General features: G+C 73.9%; 20 protein-coding genes. 13 read left to right on the top strand and 7 right to left on the bottom strand.

Annotated features, from left to right (window positions below; all coding sequences use genetic code 11):
* The first annotated feature begins 75 nt into the window (after nt 1-75).
* From ACWGIS_RS01425 to ACWGIS_RS01435, 3 genes are all read left to right on the top strand, one after another.
* Nucleotides 76-1596, top strand: a complete 1521-nt coding sequence (locus ACWGIS_RS01425; protein WP_453360356.1) for an aromatic amino acid ammonia-lyase — start codon at nt 76-78, stop codon at nt 1594-1596.
* Nucleotides 1593-2435, top strand: a complete 843-nt coding sequence (locus ACWGIS_RS01430; RefSeq protein WP_355792421.1) for a MurR/RpiR family transcriptional regulator — start codon at nt 1593-1595, stop codon at nt 2433-2435. The genes ACWGIS_RS01425 and ACWGIS_RS01430 overlap by 4 nt, the downstream gene beginning before the upstream one ends.
* Before the next feature lie 82 nt (nt 2436-2517).
* A complete protein-coding gene (locus ACWGIS_RS01435) occupies nt 2518-3102 on the top strand; it encodes a hypothetical protein (protein ID WP_453360357.1) in 585 nt (194 codons plus the stop codon).
* 75 nt (nt 3103-3177) lie between these two features.
* Here ACWGIS_RS01435 and ACWGIS_RS01440 read toward each other — a convergent pair whose 3' ends face one another.
* From ACWGIS_RS01440 to ACWGIS_RS01460, 5 genes are all read right to left on the bottom strand, one after another.
* Nucleotides 3178-3552, bottom strand: a complete 375-nt coding sequence (locus ACWGIS_RS01440) for a roadblock/LC7 domain-containing protein (RefSeq protein ID WP_402385112.1) — start codon at nt 3550-3552, stop codon at nt 3178-3180.
* 16 nt (nt 3553-3568) lie between these two features.
* Nucleotides 3569-4120, bottom strand: a complete 552-nt coding sequence (locus tag ACWGIS_RS01445; RefSeq protein WP_453360358.1) for a roadblock/LC7 domain-containing protein — start codon at nt 4118-4120, stop codon at nt 3569-3571.
* Nucleotides 4121-4158: 38 nt separating this feature from the next.
* A complete protein-coding gene (locus ACWGIS_RS01450) occupies nt 4159-4896 on the bottom strand; it encodes a transcriptional regulator (RefSeq protein WP_453360422.1) in 738 nt (245 codons plus the stop codon).
* A 104-nt stretch (nt 4897-5000) separates the two neighbouring features.
* Nucleotides 5001-5399 (bottom strand): hypothetical protein, encoded by a 399-nt coding sequence (locus ACWGIS_RS01455; RefSeq protein WP_121402515.1) that lies wholly within the window; start codon nt 5397-5399, stop codon nt 5001-5003.
* A 248-nt stretch (nt 5400-5647) separates the two neighbouring features.
* Nucleotides 5648-7063 (bottom strand): diaminopimelate decarboxylase, encoded by a 1416-nt coding sequence (locus ACWGIS_RS01460; RefSeq protein WP_453360359.1) that lies wholly within the window; start codon nt 7061-7063, stop codon nt 5648-5650.
* 145 nt (nt 7064-7208) lie between these two features.
* Here ACWGIS_RS01460 and hutU point away from each other — a divergent pair, with 145 nt between their 5' ends.
* From hutU to hutI, 4 genes are all read left to right on the top strand, one after another.
* Nucleotides 7209-8873: a urocanate hydratase gene (gene hutU, locus ACWGIS_RS01465; RefSeq protein ID WP_453360360.1), complete on the top strand. Its 1665-nt coding sequence runs from the start codon at nt 7209-7211 to the stop codon at nt 8871-8873.
* The gene (locus ACWGIS_RS01470) at nt 8870-10093 is read left to right on the top strand and encodes an allantoate amidohydrolase (RefSeq protein ID WP_453360361.1); all 1224 of its coding nucleotides are present in this window, start codon (nt 8870-8872) and stop codon (nt 10091-10093) included. Before hutU ends, ACWGIS_RS01470 begins: the two co-directional genes overlap by 4 nt.
* Nucleotides 10090-11424 (top strand): formimidoylglutamate deiminase, encoded by a 1335-nt coding sequence (locus tag ACWGIS_RS01475; protein WP_453360362.1) that lies wholly within the window; start codon nt 10090-10092, stop codon nt 11422-11424. The genes ACWGIS_RS01470 and ACWGIS_RS01475 overlap by 4 nt, the downstream gene beginning before the upstream one ends.
* Nucleotides 11425-11492: 68 nt before the next feature.
* Nucleotides 11493-12668: an imidazolonepropionase gene (gene hutI / locus ACWGIS_RS01480; protein WP_453360363.1), complete on the top strand. Its 1176-nt coding sequence runs from the start codon at nt 11493-11495 to the stop codon at nt 12666-12668.
* 585 nt (nt 12669-13253) lie between these two features.
* On the opposite strand, the gene ACWGIS_RS01485 is transcribed toward hutI, so the two are convergent.
* Complete coding sequence (locus tag ACWGIS_RS01485) at nt 13254-14177, bottom strand: RNA polymerase sigma factor SigF (RefSeq protein ID WP_453360364.1); 924 nt, start codon at nt 14175-14177, stop codon at nt 13254-13256.
* 237 nt (nt 14178-14414) lie between these two features.
* Between ACWGIS_RS01485 and ACWGIS_RS01490 the strand changes: the two genes are divergently transcribed.
* The 6 genes from ACWGIS_RS01490 to ACWGIS_RS01515 all read left to right on the top strand — a co-directional run bounded on the left by ACWGIS_RS01490 (nt 14415) and on the right by ACWGIS_RS01515 (nt 20197).
* Nucleotides 14415-14783, top strand: coding sequence for an STAS domain-containing protein (locus ACWGIS_RS01490; protein ID WP_355792397.1), 369 nt, complete (start codon nt 14415-14417; stop codon nt 14781-14783).
* A 233-nt stretch (nt 14784-15016) separates the two neighbouring features.
* On the top strand, nt 15017-15553 hold the full coding sequence (locus ACWGIS_RS01495) for an ATP-binding protein (protein WP_453360365.1): 537 nt from the start codon (nt 15017-15019) through the stop codon (nt 15551-15553).
* 452 nt (nt 15554-16005) lie between these two features.
* Nucleotides 16006-16749, top strand: a complete 744-nt coding sequence (locus tag ACWGIS_RS01500; protein WP_453360366.1) for an LPXTG cell wall anchor domain-containing protein — start codon at nt 16006-16008, stop codon at nt 16747-16749.
* A gap of 105 nt (nt 16750-16854) precedes the next feature.
* Complete coding sequence (locus ACWGIS_RS01505; protein ID WP_453360367.1) at nt 16855-17763, top strand: hypothetical protein; 909 nt, start codon at nt 16855-16857, stop codon at nt 17761-17763.
* Nucleotides 17760-18872 (top strand): hypothetical protein, encoded by a 1113-nt coding sequence (locus ACWGIS_RS01510; protein WP_453360368.1) that lies wholly within the window; start codon nt 17760-17762, stop codon nt 18870-18872. The genes ACWGIS_RS01505 and ACWGIS_RS01510 overlap by 4 nt, the downstream gene beginning before the upstream one ends.
* Nucleotides 18873-18910: 38 nt before the next feature.
* Nucleotides 18911-20197 (top strand): hypothetical protein, encoded by a 1287-nt coding sequence (locus ACWGIS_RS01515; RefSeq protein ID WP_453360423.1) that lies wholly within the window; start codon nt 18911-18913, stop codon nt 20195-20197.
* Nucleotides 20198-20489: 292 nt separating this feature from the next.
* Here ACWGIS_RS01515 and ACWGIS_RS01520 read toward each other — a convergent pair whose 3' ends face one another.
* Nucleotides 20490-21986 (bottom strand): oligopeptide:H+ symporter, encoded by a 1497-nt coding sequence (locus tag ACWGIS_RS01520; protein WP_453360369.1) that lies wholly within the window; start codon nt 21984-21986, stop codon nt 20490-20492.
* Nucleotides 21987-22462 lie beyond the last annotated feature (476 nt).

The following is a 22462-nucleotide window of genomic DNA, read 5'->3' on the forward strand; positions in this document are numbered from 1 at the left end:
CCCCGGCGTTAATCGCCGGTTACTTATGGCCGACTGGCAAGACCTGATGTCCGGGTTGAGGGGAGTTCGCACGTGATGTCGTCTCGGATCGTGGACACATCGACGGCGGTGGTCAGGCCCGCCGCACCCGGGCTCGTCGTCCTGGACGGTCGCGGCCTCGGCGTCGGCGACGTCGTCCGCCTCGCCGACGGCTCCGCGCGGCCCGTCCCCGGCACCGAGGCGATCAAGCGCGTCGAGGACTCCTGGGACGCCGCCCGGCGGATCGCCGCGACCGGCCGCGTCTACGGGCGCTCCACCGGCGTGGGCGCCAACCGGAACGAGGACGTGCCGACCGAGGCCGCCGCCGGGCACGGACTGCGCCTGCTGCGCAGCCACGCCGGCGCCATCGGCGAGGAGCTGCCGGCCCGCCAGGTGCGGGCGATGCTCGCCGTGCGCGCCAACCAGCTGCTCGCCGGCGGCGCGGGACTGCGGCCCACCGTCGTCACCGCCCTGTGCGAGGCGCTGGAGAGCGGCGCCCACCCGGCGGTGAACGAGTTCGGGTCCGTGGGCACCGGCGACATCGCGGCGCTGGCCCAGGTGGGACTCGCCCTCGCCGGGGAGCACCCCTGGCGCGGCTCCGGCGCCCCCGCCCCCCAGCCGCTCGACAACAACGACGCCCTCGCGCTCATCAGCAGCAACGCCCTCACGCTCGGCCAGGCCGCCCTCGCCCTGCACGAGCTGCGCGGACTGATCGCCGCCACCCAGGTCGCCGCCGCCCTGTCGCTGGTCGCCGTCGACGGATCGCACGAGGCGTACGCGGCCCCCGTGCACAGCGCCCGGCCGCACCGCGGCTCCACCGAGGTGGCCCGCCGCATGCGCGAGCTGATCGGGGCCGCCGACCGGCCCACCCCGCCGCTCGGCCGGATCCAGGACCCGTACGGCTTCCGGTGCGTGCCGCAGATACACGGCCCCGCCCACGACGCGGCCGACGCCCTCGAACAGGTCCTCGCCGTCGAGATCAACGCCGCCGCCGAGAACCCCCTCATCTCCGCCGAGGACATGGCCGCCTACCACCACGGCGGCTTCTACCAGGCACAGCTCGCCCTCGCCCTCGACCACTTCCGGCTGGCCGTCACCCAGGTCGCCCGGCTGTCGTCCTCCCGGCTGTCGACCCTCAACGAGCCCGCCTACACCCGGCTGCGCCCCTTCCTCGCCGACCACGAGCCCGCGTCCTCCGGCGTGATGATCCTGGAGTACGCGGCCGGGGCGGCCCTCGGTGACCTGCGGGCCTTCTCCGCCCCCGCCTCGCTCGGCCACGCTGTACTCTCCCGGGGCGTCGAGGAGCAGGCGAGCTTCGCCTCGCTCGCGGCACGCCAGACCCTGCGGGCGTGCGGCGCGTACCGTCTCGTCGTCGGCTGCGAAGTCGTGGCCGCCGTACGGGCGTTGCGCCAGCGCGGTCTGCGGCCCGACCCGGAGCTGCCGGCCGGCCGGGCGCTGGAACTCGCCGAGTCGGTGCTCGACCCGGACCAGGCCGACCGGCCGCTCACGGACGACGTGGCGGCGGCGGCCGCACTGCTCGACCGGTTCACGGACATCTGGAGGGGGAGCACGTCATGAGCGTGACCGACAGCCCTGCCGCGCGGCTGCAGGCGCTCTTCGAGGGGCGCCGGCTCACACCGACGCAGCGGCGCATCGCGCACAGCATGGTGCGGCGCGCCGCCGACGTGCCGTTCCTGTCCAGCGTCGAACTCGCCGAACTCGCCGGGGTCAGCCAGCCGTCCGTCACCCGCTTCGCGGTCGCCCTCGGCTTCGACGGCTACCCGGCGCTGCGCCGGCACCTGCGCGAGGTCGCCCCCGCCGAACCGGTCACCGACACGGCCTCCTACAACGAGTACCAGCAGGCCGTCGAGGCCGAGATCGAGAACCTGCGGCACCTCGCCGAGGTGCTGGCGGACCCGCGTCCGGTGGAACGCGCGGGCCGGCTGCTCGCCGCGTCCAGGCCGCTGCCGGTCCTCGGGCTGCGGGCCGCCGCCTCCCAGGCGTACGGCTTCGCGTACTTCGCCGCCAAGGTCCACCCGGACGTCCGGCTGCTGCACGAGGGCGGCACCATGCTGCACGACCGGATCGACGCCGCCGTGCACGCCGGCGCCACGACCCTGCTGTGCTTCGCCCTGCCCCGGCATCCGCGCGAGGTCGTCGACTCCCTCGCCTACGCCAAGTCGGCGGGGCTGACCGTCGTCACCGTCGCGGACTCGGCCTTCGCGCCGGTCGCCAAGGTGTCGGACCTGCTGCTGCCCGCCGCCGTCGGCACGGGCCTCGCCTTCGACACCGCCTGCGCCCCGATGCTCCTCGGCCGGGTCCTGCTGGAGGCCATGTGCGACGGGCTGCCCGACGCGCAGGCGCGGCTGGAGGAGTTCGACGCGCGGGCCGCCGCCCGGGGGCTGTTCGTGGAGTGACAGGGCGTCGGATTTCTCAGACTCGTCTCACGTTCTCTCGCTAATCTGCACCTCCCAGACAGGCCGAGACGGGAGGCGGAACGTGGCACGCGGAGGGCAGGGACTGGCTCGGGTGGCGGTCGTCGTGAGGGCCGGCGCGGCACCGCTGTGGTGGACGGGAGTGTGCGCGGCGGGCATCGGCGTCGTGCCGCCCGGGGTGACCGGCCGCCGGATCGGGGTGATGGCCGGGGCGGTGTGCTTCATCGTCGCGGCGGCCGTGGTGGCGTACGCGCGCCGCGGGCGGTACACGGAGCTGTCCCGCTCCGCCGCTCGCGCCGCCAAGCAGGACGTGCTCCAGGACCGTGCCGTGTCCGTGCGCAACTGGCGCCGGGGCCACCGCTGGTGGCTGCTGCTCGGTTTCCTGGCCGCGCTCGGCAGCGCGTTCGCCGTGCCGGCCGCGGGCGGACTGCTGCTGGCCGGGGCCGGCGTCGGGCTGTGGCTGAAGGCGGCCTGGCTCGGCCGCCGGGAGCAGGACGGCGAGGCGCTGCTGTGGGTGCGCGTCGACTGGCTCGGCAAGCGCGCCGGCGCTCCCGCGGGCAGGCCCGTCAAGGGCTTCCGCAGCACGGGCATCGCCGCGGGCGACGCGGCCCCTGGCGGGGCCCGCCGCCGCGTCGACGCCCTGGTGTAGCCGCCGCTCGGGCGCACCGTCCGCGGGGTGCGTACGGCGCACCCCGCGGACGGCCTGGCCGGGCTGCGAGGCGCGCTAGACCTCCAGCTCGGCCTCGATTTTCTTCAGCTGGTGCCGGGCCATCGCGAGGTTGGACCGTTTGGCGTCGAGGACCAGGTACAGGAACAGCCCGTTGCCGCCGCGCCCCTGCATCAGCCGGATCAGGTGGTACTGGTCGCTCAGGGTGATCAGGATGTCCTCGATCTCGCCCTTGAGCCCGAGGTGCTCCATGGTGCGGAGCTTGGCGCGGACGACGTCGGTGTTGCCGGCCGCGGCGACGTTGAGGTCGAACCCCTTGCTGCCGCCGATCGTGCCGAGCGCCATGCCGCTGGTGTAGTCGACGAGCGCGGCGCCGGTCGCGCCTTCGATGGAGGCGAGTGCCTCTTTGAGTGCGGTCTCCGTGTTGGCCATGGTGCTGTGGGTCCTTTCAGCTTTCGGTGGTGGTAGGGGACTTGGTGGTAGGTGTCCTGACGGGCAGGCTCTGTTCCGCGGGCGCCGGGTCGGTGCGGCCGGTCGCCGGGAGCCGGGGTGCGCGGGTGCGCGCGCCGACCGTCCGGGGGGCGGGCTTGGCGGGGATCCGGACCTGCGCGGCCGGTTCGCCGCGGGCCGTCGCGGCGTCCACGAGCTCGCCGATCCGGGTCCCGGAGCGGCGCCCCTCCAGGTGCAGCCGGCCGACGTTGACCCGGTCCTGGGCCAGCAGCGTCAGCACGGCCGAGGGCCCGGCCGCGTACGTCGCCACGTAGCCGTACACGCCGCGTACGAGCAGCTCGCGGAAGTCGCCCTGGCCGGTCGCGTCGGTCATGCGCAGCGCGACGCCGAGGGACGCCGCGGTGAGCGCGGCCACGCCCTCCGGTTCCACTCCCGGGGTGTCGTGGGCGAGCACGAGACCGTCCACACTGGCCGCGAGCGCGCCGGTCACCTGGGGTACTCGCGCCCTCAACCGGTGGAGTTCGTCGAGGACTTCGGCCTCCGCGGCCATGAGCAGTCTCCTTTCGGCACGCTGTCGGAGCGCGCGGATCACAGGGCCTCCAGGGCGTCTCTGAGCCGGCGCAGCAGGGCGACGTCCGGATCGTCCGACGTCTGGTCGAGCACGGCCGCCACGGCGGGCGAGGGGGCCCGCTCCAGGGCGGGCGCCGTCGCCACGATTCCGCCGGCCGCCAGCCGGCGCAGGTCGACCAGGGTGTGGAACGCGGGGCGTCCCAGGGCGAGCGATATGTCCGCCGCGGTGCGTACGCCGTTCACGTGGCCGAGCACGGCGCGCTGGCGCGGGGTGAGCGAGGGGGCGGCGCCCCGGGAGCGGACGATCGGCGCGGTGTCCGTCGCCGGGTCGCGCCAGATGCGGTGCAGCAGCGCACGGCGGCGCAGCGTCTCGCGCTCCAGGGCGGCCACCGGGACCGGGCGCAGCGGGCCGAGCCAGTGCGCCGCCCCGTACCGGAAGCGGGCCGGGGCGCTGCTCGGGCCGAGCACGAAGTACGCGGCGTCGTACAGCGCCCCGAGGTGGCACAGCTCCAGCGCGCCCTCGGCTATGCGGCCGCTGTCGACCAGGAACCGCCCCACCCGGCGGCGGGCCCCGGCCTCGGCGACCGCCTGCCGCCACACGTCGGCGTGCAGGGTGCCGGGGACGGTGAGCAGCACGTCGAGCGACGGGGTCGCCGGGCTCTCCGCGTGCACCACCTGCCCGTCGCAGAGGTACAGCGTGCCGCGCTCGCGCATCAGCACCCCGGTCGCCCGTTCCTCGGCCAGGCGGCTGAGCATGGGGGAGAGGGCGCCGGCCGGTGCGAGGTGACGGTCCCGGCCGGTGGACTCCTCGATGGGGTCCCGCACGGGGAGCGGGGGTGCGACGGGCGTTCCGACGGTGCTCATCCCAGCACCAGCCGTCCGGCCATCTCGCCGAGCCTGATGCGGGCGAGGGCGAGGTTGCCGTCCTCGCGGCCCAGCCACAGGTGCAGGAAGACGCTGCTGTCGAACGTCGTCCTGACGAACCGCAGGACGTGGTAGCTGTCGCGGTTGCTGATGATCAGGTCCTCGACCGGCGGTTCCGCCTCGGACCAGTCGGAGCCGTCCGCCGGGGCGAACGCGTGGTGCTCCGCGGCGAGCCGGGCCAGTTCGGCGGCCTCCGCGGCGGTCGTCTCGTGGTCACCGCCCGGGGCGTCGCCGACGGTGCCCAGCGCCAGACCGCTGGTCCAGTCGACCACCGCGGCACCTCGCGCACCGGGCAGACGCATGGCTTCCAACAGGCACTCGTCGATTCCGGGCACCGTATCCCCTCCCGCCTCGGGTTCGGCTGAGTGACGCAGAGGCTACGCAACGTGTGCGCGGGGGGTGAGGGTTCCGGCATTTTCCAGTGGAACATGCGCGGAGTGACTAAGGTGGGTCAACTGGCCTCGACCGGCGGCAAGTTGACCATGGACGGATTCTCGCGGGGGAGAGGGCTTGAGCTGCCCGGACGCGGCTCCCGAGGGGCGGCGCCGTCCCTTGGCGCCCGGACCTGTGGTCCCGTCCTCGCCTAGAGCGCGGTGAGCGACGAGGCGTGCGCTCCGCCCGACTCCGCCACGATCTGGGCGAGCGTCTGGGCTTCCCGTACGACCGCGAAGCGTATTCCGCCGCCGTCCGGCACGAAGCCGTGCACCCCCGGACGGGCCAGCGAGTTGTAGGCGTAGTGGTGGGCGAAGCAGTAGGCCCCCGTGTCCAGCACGGCCGCGTGGTCGCCCGGTTCGAGCAGCGGCAGCGGCCGGCCCTCGGCGAGCAGGTCACCGGCGAAGCAGGCGGGTCCCGCGACGTCCTGCACCACGTCGGGCGTCGGCTTGGGGCGCCCCTTGCCGTCGTAGGCGGCGATCCGCAGCGGCCAGGAGGCGGGCGCGTACACCGTGCGGGCCGCGATCTGCACCCCGGCGTGGGTGACCGCGATGGGCCTGCCGCCGGCCTCCTTGGTGTACTCGACCCGCGTGAGCACCGTCCCGTGCTTCGCCAGCAGTGACCGCCCGAACTCGGTGACCAGCCCGTAGCGCCCGCCGAACAGTCCCGGGACGGCCTCGGCGAGCAGCCGGGCGTACTGCGCGTACGTCGGGGCCGTGGCGTCCGAGCCGAAGTTCACCGGGAGCCCGCCGCCGATGTCCAGCGTGTCGATCTGCCGCCGCCCGATCCGCGCGTTGATCTCCTCGGCGAGCGCGTACGTCTCCGCCACGCCCCGGGCCATCAGCGAGAGCGGCACGCCCTGCGACCCGGAGTGCGTGTGCAGCCGCGTCAGCCACGGCCGGTCCGCGTACGCCTGGACGAGCCACGCCCGGGCGCCTTCGTCCCGCAAGGCCACGCCGAACTTCGACGTCGGCGTGGCGGTCGACAGCGCCTCGATGGCGCCGCCGCCGACCTGCGGGTTCACCCTGATCCCGAGGGGCGAGCGGGTGACGGCGGAGCGCACCAGGCCGTCGAGGCGCTCCAGTTCCTGCGGATTGTCGGCGTTGACGGCGATGCCGAGGGCCAGTGCCTCCCGCAGCTCGGCGCGGGTCTTGGCGGGGGAGTCCAGAACGGTGCGGGCGGGCGCCACCCCGGCGGCGCGGGCCAGCGCCAGCTCCCCGGCGCTCGCGACCTCGGCCCCGATGCCCGCCTCGTGCAGCAGCCGCAGCACCGGCACCAGCGGGGCCGCCTTCACCGCGAAGGCGTGCAGCACCGGGGTGCCGGGCGCGGTCACGGCGTCGAAGGCCGCCCGCAGGGCCGCCGCGGACGCCCGGATCCCGGCGACGTCGAGCAGGCACACCAGCGGGGCGCCGGGCCCGATCAGGCCCTGTTCCACGGCGGCCCGGACGGCGTCGTCGCGCCGGGCCACCCGGTCGTCGTCCCGCTCGCCCGCCCCGGCCCGGGGCGGTGCGGCACCGCTCGGCCCGCGACCCGTCGGATCCCCCGTCGTCTCCCTGTGCGCGCCCATGCGCCCAGCCAAACACCGACGGCGCGCCCGCGCTGACGTACGAACGTATTGACTAGCTCTATTCATGAGTCCAGGATGTGAATAACCAGAGCAACAACCGGCATGCCGCGGCCCGCGTGCGGCAGTCCATCCCAGGAGGCAGACCATGTCAGGACCCCGCCCCGTCCGAGCACCGCGCGGCACGGAACTGAGCGCCCTGGGATGGCAGCAGGAAGCCGCCCTGCGCATGCTGCAGAACAACCTCGACCCCGAGGTCGCCGAACACCCCGACAAGCTCGTCGTCTACGGCGGCACCGGCAAGGCCGCCCGCGACTGGCGCTCCTTCGACGCCATGGTGCGCACGCTGCGCACCCTCAAGCAGGACGAGACGATGCTCGTCCAGTCCGGTCGCCCCGTCGGCGTCATGCAGACCCACGAGTGGGCCCCGCGCGTCCTCATCGCCAACTCCAACCTGGTCGGCGACTGGGCGAACTGGGAGGAGTTCCGGCGCCTCGAACAGCTCGGGCTGACCATGTACGGCCAGATGACCGCCGGCTCGTGGATCTACATCGGCACCCAGGGCATCCTCCAGGGCACCTACGAGACCTTCGCCGCCGTCGCCGCGAAGAAGTTCGGCGGCACCCTCGCCGGCACGATCACCCTGACCGCCGGGCTCGGCGGCATGGGCGGCGCCCAGCCGCTCGCCGTCACGATGAACGACGGCGTCGCCATCTGCATCGACTGCGACCCGCGCGCCATCGAGCGCCGCATCGAGCACCGCTACCTCGACGTCAGGGCCGACTCCCTGGAGCACGCCCTCCAGCTCGCCACCGAGGCCCGCGACGCCCGCCGCCCCCTCTCCATCGGCCTGCTCGGCAACGCGGCCGACCTGCTCCCCCGCATGCTCGCCGAGGGCGCCCCCGTCGACATCGTCACCGACCAGACCTCGGCCCACGACCCGCTGTCCTACCTGCCCTCCGGCGTCGACTTCGACGACATGGCGTCCGCGGCGGCGAAGGACCCGGCCGGCTTCACCACCCGCGCCCGCGAGTCCATGGCCCGGCACGTCGAGGCCATGGTCGGCTTCATGGACGCCGGCGCCGAGGTCTTCGACTACGGCAACTCCATCCGCGGCGAGGCCCGGCTCGCCGGGTACGACCGGGCGTTCGCCTTCCCCGGTTTCGTCCCCGCCTACATCCGCCCCCTGTTCTGCGAGGGCAAGGGCCCCTTCCGCTGGGCCGCCCTGTCCGGTGAGGCGTCCGACATCGCCAAGACCGACAAGGCGATGCTGGAGCTCTTCCCGGAGAACGAGTCGCTGCACCGCTGGATCAAGATGGCCGGCGAGCGCGTCCACTTCCAGGGCCTGCCCGCCCGCATCTGCTGGCTCGGCTACGGCGAGCGCGACAAGGCGGGCGAGCGCTTCAACGACATGGTGGCCTCCGGCGAGCTGGCCGCACCGCTCGCCATCGGCCGCGACCACCTCGACTCCGGCTCCGTCGCCTCCCCGTACCGCGAGACCGAGGCCATGCTCGACGGCTCCGACGCGATCGCCGACTGGCCGCTGCTCAACGCCATGGTCAACGTCGCCTCGGGCGCCTCCTGGGTCTCCATCCACCACGGCGGCGGCGTCGGCATGGGCCGCTCCATCCACGCCGGCCAGGTGTCCGTCGCCGACGGCACGAAGCTCGCCGGCGAGAAGCTGCGGCGCGTGCTCACCAACGACCCCGGCATGGGCGTCATCCGGCACGTCGACGCCGGCTACGACATCGCCGAGACCGCCGCCGACGAGCGCGGTGTGCGGGTCCCGATGCGCGAGGGTGACCAGGCGTGACCTTCCACAGCATGTGGGCGGAGCTGCTGCCGGTCGGCCGCAGCTCCGCCTCCGGCGGGTACCGCAGGTTCGCCTGGACCGGCGCCGACGCCGACTGCCGCGCCTGGTTCCGCGCCCAGGCCGAGGCCCGCGGCCTGACCTACGAACTGGACCGCAACGGCAACCAGTGGGCCTGGCTCGGCGACCCCGCCGCCGGGGACGCGGTCGTCACCGGCTCGCACCTGGACTCGGTGCCCGACGGCGGCGCCTTCGACGGCCCCCTCGGGGTCGTCTCGTCCTTCGCCGCGCTGGACGAACTCCGCAGGAGGGGAACGGAGTTCGCCAAGCCGCTCGCCGTGGTCAACTTCGGCGACGAGGAGGGCGCCCGCTTCGGCCTCGCCTGCGTCGGCTCCCGCCTCACCGCGGGCGAGCTGACCGTCGAGCAGGCGCACCGCCTCACCGACGCGGACGGCGTCACCCTCCCCCGGGCCATGGAGCGGGCCGGCTACGACCCGGACGCCATCGGCCCCGACCCCGAGCGGCTCGCCCGCATCGGCGCCTTCGTCGAACTGCACGTCGAACAGGGACGCGCCCTCGACCTCAGCGGCGACCGGGTGGGCATCGCCAGCGCCATCTGGCCGCACGGCCGCTGGCGCTTCGACTTCCGCGGCGAGGCCAACCACGCGGGCACCACCCGGCTGGCGGACCGCCGGGACCCGATGCTGCCGTACGCGCAGACGGTGCTCGCGGCCCGCCGCGAGGCCGAACTCGCGGGCGCCGTCGCCACGTTCGGCAAGATCGCCGTGGAGCCGAACGGGGTGAACGCCATCCCGTCCCTGGTCCGCGGCTGGCTCGACTCCCGCGCCGCCGACCAGACGGCCCTCGACACCGTCGTCACCGGCGTCGAGAAGGCCGCCCGCGAGTACGCGGACGCCCACGGCGTCGACCTCGACGTCGTCCGCGAGTCCTTCACGCCCGTCGTCGAGTTCGAGCACGCCCTGCGGGACGAGCTGGCCCGCATCCTGGGCCGGGACCGGGACGCGCACCTCGCGGTCCCCGTCCTCGGGACCGGCGCGGGACACGACGCGGGAATCCTCTCCGGGAGGATCCCGACCGCCATGCTGTTCGTGCGCAACCCCACCGGTGTCTCGCACTCCCCGGCCGAGTACGCCGCCGAGGACGACTGCGAGGCCGGGGTGACCGCACTCGCCGACGTACTCGAAGGGCTGGCCCGCAGGTGACGCAGACGTACTGGCTGGAGCACGCCTGGCTCGACACCCACGTCGAGCCGGGGGTGGCCGTCGAGACCGCGGACGGACGGATCACCGCCGTCCGCACGGAGGCCGCGGCCCCGCCGCCCGGCGCCGAGATCCTCCGCGGCCTCACCCTCCCCGGCCTCGCGAACGCCCACTCGCACGCCTTCCACCGGGCCCTGCGCGGCACCGTCCAGGTCGGCTCCGGCACCTTCTGGACCTGGCGCGAGGTCATGTACTCCGTCGCCGAGCGGCTGACGCCGGACACCTACCACGCCCTCGCCCGCGCCGTGTACGCCGAGATGGCGCTCGCCGGGATCACGGCCGTCGGCGAGTTCCACTACGTCCACCACGCCCCCGGCGGCACCCGCTACGCCGACCCCAACGCCATGGGCGAGGCGCTGATCGCCGCCGCCGCCGAGGCCGGCATCCGCGTCACCCTCCTCGACACCGCCTATCTCTCGGCCGGCTTCGGGCAGCCCCCCAACCGCCACCAACTGCGCTTCTCCGACGGCACGGCCGAAGACTGGGCGCAACGCTGTGCAGTTCTCAAGGACCGGGACCACGCACGGATCGGGGCCGCCGTGCACTCCGTACGGGCGGTGCCCGCGGACCAGCTGGCGACGGTGGCCCGCTGGGCCGGCGAGCGGCACGCCCCCCTCCACGTCCACCTGTCCGAGCAGACGGCGGAGAACGACGCCTGCCGGGAGGCCCACGGCTGCACGCCCACCCGGCTGCTCGCCGACCACGGCGTCCTCGGCCCCCGCACGACCGGCGTCCACAGCACGCACCTCACGGACGAGGACATCGCCCTGCTCGGCGGCTCGGGGACCGGCACCTGCATGTGCCCGACGACCGAACGGGACCTCGCCGACGGCATCGGCCCGGCCGTCGCCCTCCAGCGGGCGGGATCGCCGCTGTCGCTCGGCTCCGACAGCCACGCCGTGATCGACCTGCTCGAAGAGGCCCGCGCCATGGAGCTGAACGAACGGCTGCGCACCCGCACCCGCGGCCACTGGACGGCCGCCGCGCTGCTCCGGGCCGCCTCCGCCGACGGCCACGCGGCCCTCGGCTGGGACGAGGCGGGCAGCCTGGAGGCCGGCGCGCTCGCCGACTTCACGACGATCGCGCTCGACTCGGTCAGGACGGCGGGACCGCTGCCGCGGCTCGGCGCCGAGACCGCCGTATTCGCGGGAACGGCGGCCGACGTGCGCCACACGGTCGTGGCCGGCCGGCACGTCGTGCGCGACGGGGCGCACACCCTCGTACCCGACGTGCCGGCAGCGCTCGCGGACGCCGTCGAGGCACTGCGCGCCTGACCCCCGCCGGCCCGGCCGACACCCCAGCCACCGCCGCCCACACCGCCGACAAGGTCCACGAGGACGCCATGAGCAGCACGACCGTCATCACCGACATCGCCCGTCTGGTCACCAACGACCCCTCCCTCGGTGACGGATCCCCCCTCGGTCTGATCCACGACGCGGCCGTCGTCATCGACGGCGACCGCATCGCGTGGATCGGTGAGTCAAGACAAGCACCCGCCACTGACAACCGGGTCGACGCCGGGGGACGGGCGGTGATCCCGGGCTTCGTGGACTCCCACTCGCACCTCGTCTTCGCGGGCGACCGCACCGAGGAGTTCAACGCCCGCATGTCCGGCCGCCCCTACAGCGCCGGCGGCATCCGCACGACGGTCGCCGCGACCCGGGCCGCGAGCGACGAGGACCTGGAGCGCAACCTCGTCCGCCATCTGCGCGAGGCGCTCCGCCAGGGCACCACGACCTTCGAGACCAAGTCCGGCTACGGCCTCACCGTCGAGGACGAGGCCCGGGCCCTGCGCATCGCCGCCCGCCACACCGACGAGGTGACCTACCTGGGCGCGCACATCGTGTCGCCCGACTACGCGGACGACCCCGCCGCCTACGTCGCCCTCGTCACCGGCGAGATGCTCGACGCCTGCGCGCCGCACGCCCGCTGGATCGACGTCTTCTGCGAGAAGGGCGCCTTCGACGGCGACCAGGCCCGAGCCGTTCTCACCGCGGGCCGGGCGAAGGGCCTGCACCCCCGCATCCACGCCAACCAGCTGACGTTCGGCCCCGGTGTCCAGCTCGCGGTGGAGCTCGACGCCGCGTCCGCGGACCACTGCACCCACCTCACGGACGCCGACGTCGACGCCCTGGCCGGCAGCGCGACCGTGGCCACCCTGCTGCCCGGCGCCGAGTTCTCCACCCGCGCCGCCTGGCCCGACGCCCGCCGCCTGCTGGACGCGGGCGCGACGGTGGCCCTCTCCACCGACTGCAACCCGGGCTCGTCGTTCACGTCGTCGGTCCCCTTCTGCATCGCCCTCGCCGTAAGGGACATGGGGATGACCCCGGACGAGGCACTCTGGTCGGCCACGGCCGGCGGCGCCGCGGCCCTGCGCCGGGACGACATCGGCCGCCTCACCCCGGGCGCGTACGCCGACCTGTCCTTCCTCGACGCGCCGAGCCACGTCCACCTGGCCTACCGGCCCGGCGTCCCGCTGGTGTCGCAGGTGTGGCGCCGCGGAGTCCGCGAGGTCTGAGCCGGCCGGAGCCCCCGGGGCGGCCGGGTCCCGGACGGCGCCGCCGCCGGAGGCGCTCCGGAGCGGCCTCCCCGCCTTCCGGGGCGTACGAGGCCGCCCAGCCCGTCCGTGTCGGCCGCGGGGCCTCACGAGGGCGCCTCACGGGCTTCCGGCGCCGAGACAGGGCTTCGGCACGCCCGGACACCCGCACGCCCGGACACCCGCACGTCCGGACACCCGCACGTCCGGGCGTCGGGACGTCCGCACGGCAGCGCCCCGCGTGCGGGGCCTCAGGAGCACCATCGGCCAGTGCCCGGCGCGAGGTGCCGCGCGGCTCGTACGCCCGTGCCCGGCGTGAGGTCGCTCACGAGTACCGCCGCCGCACCCGGCCTGGGAGGTCTGCCCCCGCACCCGGCGTGAGGTCTCTCACGGACGCCGTGCGTCGTGCCCTCGTCGTGACGCTCGTCACGGATGCGGGGCCGCCCGTCACCGCTCCGGCACCGCGGGCGGCGGGAGTCGGAGCCGGAGCCGGAGCCGGCGGACGAAACGAAACCGCGCCCGGTCCCCCCTCGCGGGGAGCCGGGCGCGGCCGACGACTTCGGGCGGTCACTCCTCGACCGTCAGTCCCTTCCGCAGCCGGACCAGGGTCCGCGACAGCAGCCGGGAGACGTGCATCTGGGAGATGCCGAGCTCCTCGCCGATCTCCGACTGCGTCAGGCCGGCGACGAAGCGCAGGGACAGGATCTTGCGGTCCCGGGAGGGGAGTTCCGCGATCAGCGGCTTCAGGGACTCGACGTACTCGATGCCTTCGAGCCCGTGGTCCTCGTAGCCGATGCGGTCCGCGAGCGCGCCCTCGGAGTCGTCCTCCTCGGGCTGTGCGTCCAGCGAACTGGCCGTGTACGCGTTCGACGCGGCCATGCCCTCGACGACCTCGTCCTTGGTGATGCCGAGGCGTTCCGCCAGCTCGCCCACCGTGGGGGCGCGGTCGAGCTGCTGGGCGAGTTCGTCGCCCGCCTTGGCCAGGTCGAGACGGAGTTCCTGGAGCCTGCGCGGCACGCGCACCGACCAGCTGGTGTCGCGGAAGAACCGCTTGATCTCACCGACGATGGTTGGCATCGCGAAAGTCGGGAACTCGACGCCACGACTCAGTTCGAAGCGGTCGATCGCCTTGATCAGGCCGATGGTGCCGACCTGGATGATGTCCTCCATCGGCTCACTGCGGGAGCGGAAGCGGGAGGCGGCGAACTTGACCAGTGCGAGGTTGAGTTCGACCAGGGTGTTGCGCACGTACGAGAATTCGTACGTGCCTTCTTCGAGGGACTCCAGCCGCTCGAAGAGGGTCTTGGACAGGGCCCGTGCGTCAACCGGCCCCACCTCTGCGTACGGAGGGATCTCCGGAAGGCCGGCGAGCCCGTCGGCCTCGCGCGGTGAGGCGGCGAGAGACCCGCCCTTCAGACTGTCCGGAGGGAGTGTCGACGTCGCCTTCTGGGTATGCGATTCGTCGAGCCGGGGTGACATGATGTCCTCCATCGTTCTCGGCATATGGCCGCCGATGCCTGTACGTGCACTGCGGTGTGCGGCGCCTCCAAAGCCGGCCGTGTCGATTAGGTGTCCCTCTAGCCCTACCCGGTTTCGCGACGCCACCGCAAGTGCGTTTCCTTGTGAAATGTCCCTTTTGGCGGGGTTGTTCGGGTGCCAAGGTGCGCAGGGAGGGCGTAGGGTTCGTGAGCATCGGGCAACAGCAACGACGGTCGGGAGAGAGACGGCATGGACCGCGGGACGGTCGGCAGCGCACAGTCGGGCCGGCTTCTTGTCGAAGTGCGAGAAGAGGGCACGAGCGCCGTCGTGACCCCGGCGGGTGAGTTGGATCACCACACCGCCGATCTGTTGCGTGAGCCACTCGAGGAGTGCCTGGCGAAGGGCTTCGCCCGGCTGGTCGTGGACTGCTCACGCCTCGAGTTCTGTGATTCCACCGGGCTCAACGTGCTGCTCGGTGCGCGGCTGAAGGCCGAGGCTGCTGGGGGTGGGGTCCATCTCGCGGGAATGCTGCCGGTGGTGGCGAGGGTCTTCGAGATCACCGGAGCGGAGGCCGTCTTCACCGTCCACGAGACGCTGGACGCGGCACTGGCCGAGTAGGCCGACCGCCCCGCGCACGGATCACGTGCCGGGGGTCCCGTGTGACCGGCGCGTTGTCCGGGTCACACGTTCCGTGTCGAACAAGTGGGTGTTCGGACGGTTCGGTCGGGCAGGAGACATCCTGAACACGTCGGCACCCGCTCATGTCGGCAGCTCAACCGGCGACTGCGCCGCAGATCCAAACGTACTGAGTCTTGAATCACGAACTGGTGAATCGGTGAGGTGAAGCGCTGATGAGCACCACCCGGCCTTACTCGCCGGGCGACCGCGGCCCGGAGTCGGGTACCGGCGGCGCTTCCGGGGTCTCCGAAACGGGTGCGACCGCGCCCCCCGAGCAGGGCGCGACCGTGCCCGCCGTGGGCCGTCAGGTCCGCAGACTGGACTTCGAGGACGAGAGCGGAGTCGTGCCCCTGGCGCGGGACTTCGCCCGTCAGGCGCTCTACGCCTGGGGCTGGCTGCCGGCCGAGGGCGCCGATCAGCGTGCCGCCGCCGAGGACGTCCTGCTGGTGGTCTCCGAGCTGGTCACCAACGCCTGTCTGCACGCCGAGGGGCCGGACCACCTCCTCATCAGCTGCGACAACAAGGTGCTGCGGATCGAGGTCTCCGACCGGGGCACGGGCGAGCCCGCCCCGCGCACCCCGCACCGCGCCGGCCGCCCCGGCGGCCACGGCATGTTCATCGTGCAGCGGCTCTGTCTGGACTGGGGAGTCGTACGCACCCCCGACGTCGCCGGCAAGACGGTCTGGGCGGAGCTGGGCGCACCCGCCTGAGCCCGCCGGGCCGACCCGCGTCCAGGTGAGCCGGCCCCCGAGACCGGGCCCAGTGCGCGGCAGGCCCGCACGCGTACCCTCCGGCCCGTATCGCCGCGCTCCCGCGCCCCCGCATCCGTGGCCGCCTGCGTGAGGACACCGCAGGCCCGCTCCATACTCGTGGCCCCCGCGTGAGGACACCGCAGGCCCGCCCCCCGTGAGCGCCTCTCATTGCACTCCCGCGAGCCCCCACGGAACCTTGCCCCCGCGAGCGCCCTCCATTGCACTCCCGCGAGCGCCCCACCATCCCCCGGCCACCGCACCTCCCGCGCCCCCGCCGACCCCACCTCGGGTTACCCGCGGTTCGCACCCCTCTCCGCCCTCGCCCGCCCCGGCGCCGCACTTCCCCGGATCCGGGGCGCCCTGTGTCTTCCCTCTGTGAGGCGCCGGGCGTACTTTGGCCGCCCGATCTGATGTGCCGTCAGAAAACTCCGGCGACGAGGGGACTCGAGGTGTCCTACCGGACGTACCAGAAACGGACCGCCGCGCTCGCGTTCACCGCGGCCCTGGCCGGCTCGGCGGTGCTGACGGGCGCCCCCGCCGCCCGGGCCGATGTGGTGGATGTCGACTACCAGTGCAAGACGCCGATCGGCGACAAGAGCGCCGTCTCGCCCATCGACATCAAGAGCGTCAGGAGCGGCAACGGCTACAAGCTCACGATGTCCTTCCAGAAAGGCGTCTCCTCCAGCCCCGTGGAGCTGGGCAAGGGCGCCATGAACCCCAGCGCCGTCATCAATGTGGGCGGGGCCGACAGTGGCACCGTCGCGGTGACCGGCCCCGCCAACCCGGCGGCCATCCCCGCCGACACGCCGATCAGGATCACCGACCTGTCGGGCACGTACACCCCGAGGAAGACCGGCAAGGTCACCTTCACCGCGGGCGTGCTCACCATCAAAGCGCTCGGCACCACCACGACGTGCACCCCCTCGAACAACCCCAAGCCCTCGCTGACCCTCGACGTCACGGCCGCGGGCGGCGGCGGATCGCCCACCGGCCGGGCGCAGACGGGATCCGGCTCCGACTCCGGCGCCGGGCTCCCGCAGACCGGACCGGGGGACTCCGCGATCGCCCTCGGCACCCTCGGCGGCACGGTGCTGCTCACGGGCGCCGCGGGCGCGCTCTGGCTGACCCGCAGGCAGCGGACGGCGCGCCGCTGAGCCCGAGCGGACCCGCCGGACGCCCCACCCACCCCCGGCGAGGGTCCCCGGAGCCCCCGGGCCCTGGGGATCCCGCCGCGCCGCCCCTGCCCACGGGAGCCGCCGATGCCGTACGCCCCCAGCGCCGTGCGTGCCCTGTGCCTCGCCGGTCTGCTGCTCGCGGCCGCCGCGTCCCCAGCCCCGGCCGGGGACGGCTGGTCCGCCGTGCCGTCCGGGAGCACGCCCGGGGAGCGGCCGTACGTCTACGCGGAGGCCGAGCCCGGCACCGTGTCGCAGGACACCGTCTCGGTGCGGAACCCGGGCGACGAGCCGGTCACCGTGCGGCTGCGCGGCGCCGCGGGCGCGCGGGCGCGGGACGCCGGTGCCTGGATCGGCTTCGCGGGGACACGCGGCGGACGGCGGGTCCCGGTCGGCGCCGTGACCGTGCGGGTCCCCGCGCACACCCGCGCCGAGGTGCCCTTCACGGTCGGCGTGCCGGCGGACGCGGCACCCGGCGAGCGGTCCTGCGTGATCCTCGCCACCGGCGGCGGGCGGTCCTCGTCGGTCCCGGTCCGGCTGCGGGTCGTCGGTCCCGCGCTGTCCGCGCTGACCGTCGAGCACGTCGTCGTGCGCCCCGGCCGGATCTCGTACGAGCTGGTCAACCGCGGTACCACCGTGCTCACGCCGCGGCTCGCGGTGCACGCCCACGGCGTCCTCGGCGCCCGCCTCGACCGTCCGCCGCGCACCCTGCCCGTCGTACTGCCGCCGGGCCGCCGGATCACCCTGCGCGAGCCGTGGCCGGGGACCCCGGCGCTCGACGCGGTCGAGGTGCGGCTGACGGCGACGGCGGAGGGCGGCGCGCGCGGCACGGCGTCCGCGTCCGCGCGCTTCGTGCCCTGGCGCGCGGTGGGCGCGGCGGCGGGCGGCGCGGCCGTCGTCGCCCTCGTCGCCGTACGACGGCGGCGGGACCGCACGGCGGGCAGGGCGCCCCAAAGCCCGTGCGAGCACGCCGAGTTGACGGGAGCGGTCACGTGAAGGTGCGCGTGCTGGCGCTGTTGGCCGTCCTCACGTTCGTCTGGCTGCCGCTGTCCGGGCCGGTCGCGGCCGCGGTGGACCGGCCGTCCGTCGAACTCTCCAAGTCCCAGGCCGGTACGGGCGGTTCGGTCACCGTCTCGGGCAGCGGCTGGGGCGCGAAGCGGCTGCTGATGATTCTGATCTGCGGTCAGTCCGAGCCGTCGCGGGGAGTCGTCGGCGGCACCAACTCCTGTGCCAACGCGGACGGCCGGGCCGTCACCACCGACGCCGACGGCCGCTTCGACCGCGCGCTTCCGGTCGTCGAACCGCCGAGGCCGTGCCCGTGCGTGGTGCACGTCGCGACCGTCACGGGCCGCAGGGCCGCGGCGGACGCCGGCCTCGTGGTCGCCGGCCACTCGGTCGAACCGCTGCCGAAGGAGCGGACCGGCGGCCGGCTCTCCGTGCTGACGGACACCCGGCTCGACGGCTCCGGCACGCTGCTGACCTGGTTCGGCTCACCGCCCGCGCGCCGCCTGGTGTTCACGGTCGGCAACACCGGCACGACCCCGGTCAGGAATCCGGTTTTCGAAGTCGGCACCGCCCACGGCGTGTTCGCGCCGCAGTGGGAGGAGCAGCAGTGGCGCGGCACGATCGCGCCGGGCCGCAAGGCGCGCGTCTCGCTGCCGGTGGAGCTCGCCGCCGGAGCGCACGGCGACTACACGGTCTCGCTGAAGTACGGCGGCCGGGTGCTGGCCGAGCAGCCGTGGGGCGTCGGCCGGCCCTGGGGGGTGACCGTGTTCTGGATCCTGGTGTGCGTCGTCGTGCCGGCGGCCGTCTTCCGCGCCGGCATGGCGGTCGTGGACCGGGTGCGGCCCGGCCGGACCTCCGGACGCGGTGGCCGGCACCGCGGCCTCGGGCTGTCTCTCGGGCTGCCCGGACGGGCCCCGCGCGCACCGGGGCCGGACCCGCGCCACGGGTCACGGTCCGCGAAGCCGGCACCGACGCCCTCGGCGGCCCCGGCCTTGCCGTGGTTCACGCCGGACACCGATCCGGGGACCCCGGCGCCCCCTCAGCTCTCCGCACCGCACGAGAACGGTCCGACGACCCCCACGAGGAGAGGGAACACGTGAGCAGGAGACGGAGAGCCGGCGCGGCCGGAGTCGCGCTGATGCTCGGTGGCGCGGGCATGCTGCTGGGCGTCGCCGCGGCCCCGGCCCAGGCGGCCGAGGTGGCGTACGCGACCGAGTGCGTACCGCCCGCGATCTCGGGGCTGCCCCCGGTCCAGGGCACGACGAAGGCGCGGATCGGCGCCCCGGCCGAGGCGAAGGTCGGCGACGAGGTGACGGTCACCTGGACGTTCGTCCAGGCCGCGTCCAGGAACCCCGACGTCCTCGACCTCGACAAGGACACGGTCAAGCCGACCGGCACCCTCAGGGCGGCGGGCGCGCAGACGGCCGCCGTCGCGATGGAGGGGCCGCGCACCAATCCGCCGATCCCCAAGAACAGCGACATAAAGCTGTCCGAGATGACCGGCAGGCTGAAGCTGACGGCCGCGGGCGAGGTGACGCTCACACCCGACGCGTACACCATCAACGTCAGCAAGCCGCTGTCGACCGACACGAAGTGCACGCCGAAGGAGGCGGTGAAGTCCGCGGCGACCATCAAGGTGACGGCGGGCGGCGGGGGGCCGGGCGGCACGACGGGCGGCCAGCCCACCGTGACCCCGCCGACGGTGACTCCGCCGACCGGGACGCCCTCGGCCAGCGCGACCGGTCCGGGGGGTCCGGGCGGCGGCGACACGGGCGGCTCCACCGGAGGCGGCGGGCAGAGCGACTTCCCCGGCGAGGAGGTGTCCGTCCCGTACGCCTGCAAGACACCCATCGGCGACAAGGAGGCCACGTCACCGGTGCGGATCGACGCGAAGAAGGACGGCGGGAGCTTCGGGCTCACGGTCCGGTTCGGGACGTCCGTGATGGACAGCCCGGCCGACATCCCCGCCGGCTCGGTGAAGCCCTCGATGGAGGTGGTCCTGGGCGGCGCGGACAAGGGCACGGTGCACGTCGAGGGCCCGGCCAACGCAGAGGCCATCAAGGCGGGCGACCCGATCGAGGTCCCCGACCTGACGGGCACCTACAAGCCGGGCGCGAGCGGGAAGTCGACGCTCTCACCGGGTGTGCTGACCGTGCGGGCCCTCGGGACGACGACCACGTGCACCCCGGTGAGGACGGCCGTCTCCCTGACCCTGGACACCACGGAACAGGCGAGCGGCGCCTCGGGTGGCGGCTCGTCCGCGGCGGGCGGGGCGGCGGGCGGCGGTACCGCGTCCGGCGGCGGCCTCGCGGAGACGGGCGCCGAGGGCCACGGCGCCCTGAAGGCCCTCGGGCTGGTCGCGGGGACGGTGTTCCTGCTCGGCGGGGCGGTCTTCACCTTCATGCCCCGCCGTCGGCCGCACTGACCGGGCCGGTACCCGCCCGGAGGCCGCTCCGGCACGTGGGGCGCGGCGGACGGGCGGGAAGCGCGGACCCGGCCCCGCATCCGCGGCGCAGCGCCCGTACGCGAGGCAGTTCCCGCACGCGGCGCGGAGGGGCCCGTACGCGACGGAGAGGCCCGCACGCGACGGAGAGGCCAGTGCGCGTCGGAAGGGCCCGTACGCGGCGGAGAGGGCCCATGAACGACGGAGGGCCGCCGCACCGGATCGGTGCGGCGGCCCTCCGTCGCCGTGCGTCAGGGCACGGGCCGTGAGCGCGTCAGCGGACGTCGCCCATCAGCTCCTTGACCTTCTTGCGGTACATCCACACCGCGAATCCGGCGACCGCGGCGAGCGTGGCCTCCAGCGTCACGATGCCCGTCTTGTTCAGGTCGACCCCGGCGATGGAGAGCAGGCCGGTCGTGGCGTCACCGGCGGTGACGGCGAGGAACCAGACCCCCATCATCTGCGAGGCGTACTTCGCGGGCGCCATCTTCGTCGTCAGGGAGAGGCCGACGGGGGAGACCGTCAGCTCACCGACGGTCTGCACGAAGTAGATCGCGACCAGCCACATCGCGGCCGCCTTGTGACCGCCCTCGGCGATCGTCAGGGGAGCCAGGAAGAGGAAGAAGGACGCGCCGATGAGGATCAGGCCCGAGGCGAACTTCACCGCGGTGCTCGGCTCCTTGCCGCGCCGGTTCAGCGCCAGCCACAGCCACGCGAACACCGGCGCGAACGCCATGATCATGACCGGGTTGACCGACTGGTACCAGGAGACCGGGAACGTCCAGCCGAACACGCTGTTCTCCGCCGACTCCTCGGCGAACAGCGACAGCGTCGAACCGCCCTGGTCGTAGATCATCCAGAACACGGCGGCGGCGACGAAGAACCAGATGTACGCGGACATCTTCGACTGCTCGACGCGGTCCAGCTCCTTGTCGCGCTTGATCCGCGCGATGACCATGACCGGGATCAGCAGACCGGCGACCGTGATCGGGACCAGCAGCCAGTTCAGCGTGTAGTGGCCGGAGAAGCCGACGATCGCGTAGAAGACCACGGCGACGCCGGCCCACATCGCGGACTTGCGCAGCGTGGCGGCCTTCTCCTCGGCGGACAGCGGCGTCGGGACGACGTCGGAGCGCGCGCTCAGGTGGCGGCTGCCCAGCAGGAACTGGACCAGGCCCAGCGCCATGCCGAGCGCGGCGAGCGCGAAGCCCAGGTGCCAGTTGACGTTCTCGCCGACGGTGCCGATGATCAGCGGCGCGGCGAAGGCGCCGAGGTTGATGCCCACGTAGAAGAGGGTGAAGCCACCGTCGCGGCGCGGGTCGTCCGGGCCGTCGTAGAGGTGGCCGACCATCGTGGAGATGTTGGCCTTCAGGAGGCCGGAGCCGATCGCGACCAGACCGAGGCCCGCGTAGAAGGTGCCGGAGTTCGGCAGGGCCAGGGTGAGGTGGCCGAGCATGATGACCGCGCCGGCGACGGCGACGGTCTTGCGCGGGCCGAGGACGCGGTCGGCGAACCAGCCGCCCGGCAGGGCGAGCAGGTACACCAGCGACAGGTAGACCGAGTAGATCGCGGTCGCGGTCGCCGCGCTGAGGTGCAGGCCGCCGGGAGCGACGAGGTACAGCGGGAGCAGTGCCCTCATGCCGTAGTAGGAGAAACGCTCCCACATCTCGGTCATGAAGAGAGTGGCCAGTCCGCGGGGGTGGCCGAAGAAGGACTTCTCGGAACCGGGGGTGCCCGGAGTGACCGAGTCCTTCGTCAGGCTGGACGCCATGGTCGTTCCTTGCTGGTCGGGGCGTGCCGCACGGGGGGACCCCCGGCCCGGCGGAGCCGGGGTCCAGGGGCGGGTGCGCGCCCGGTGGGGGGCGGCCGGCACCGGCGGGACTCGACCGTCCGCCCCCACGCCCAGGGGAGTCCGCTCCGGGTCACGGAGCGGTGGACGACGACCACCGGGATCCACGCCCCTTCGCGCGTCGATGCGCTCGGGGCCCGGCCACAGGTCATTCCTTTCGGGGCTGGCGAACACCAGCCCGCACACAAAAGAGACCTTCAGCATCGAACTCGCGCCAAAGGTCCCCGTGTGGTGCTACAGGCGTCTGGTCACAATACGACATGCGAATGCGGCATATGGAAGGACTTGAGACATGGATCACAGGTAAGAAAGGAACCGCACGCGTCCATTCGAAGGTCTCTCCCAGGATCGCATCCCACAGCCGCAGGCGACCCGCGTCACAGCGGCCGGCGGGCCGG

Source organism: Streptomyces sp. NPDC054842 (assembly GCF_053611025.1).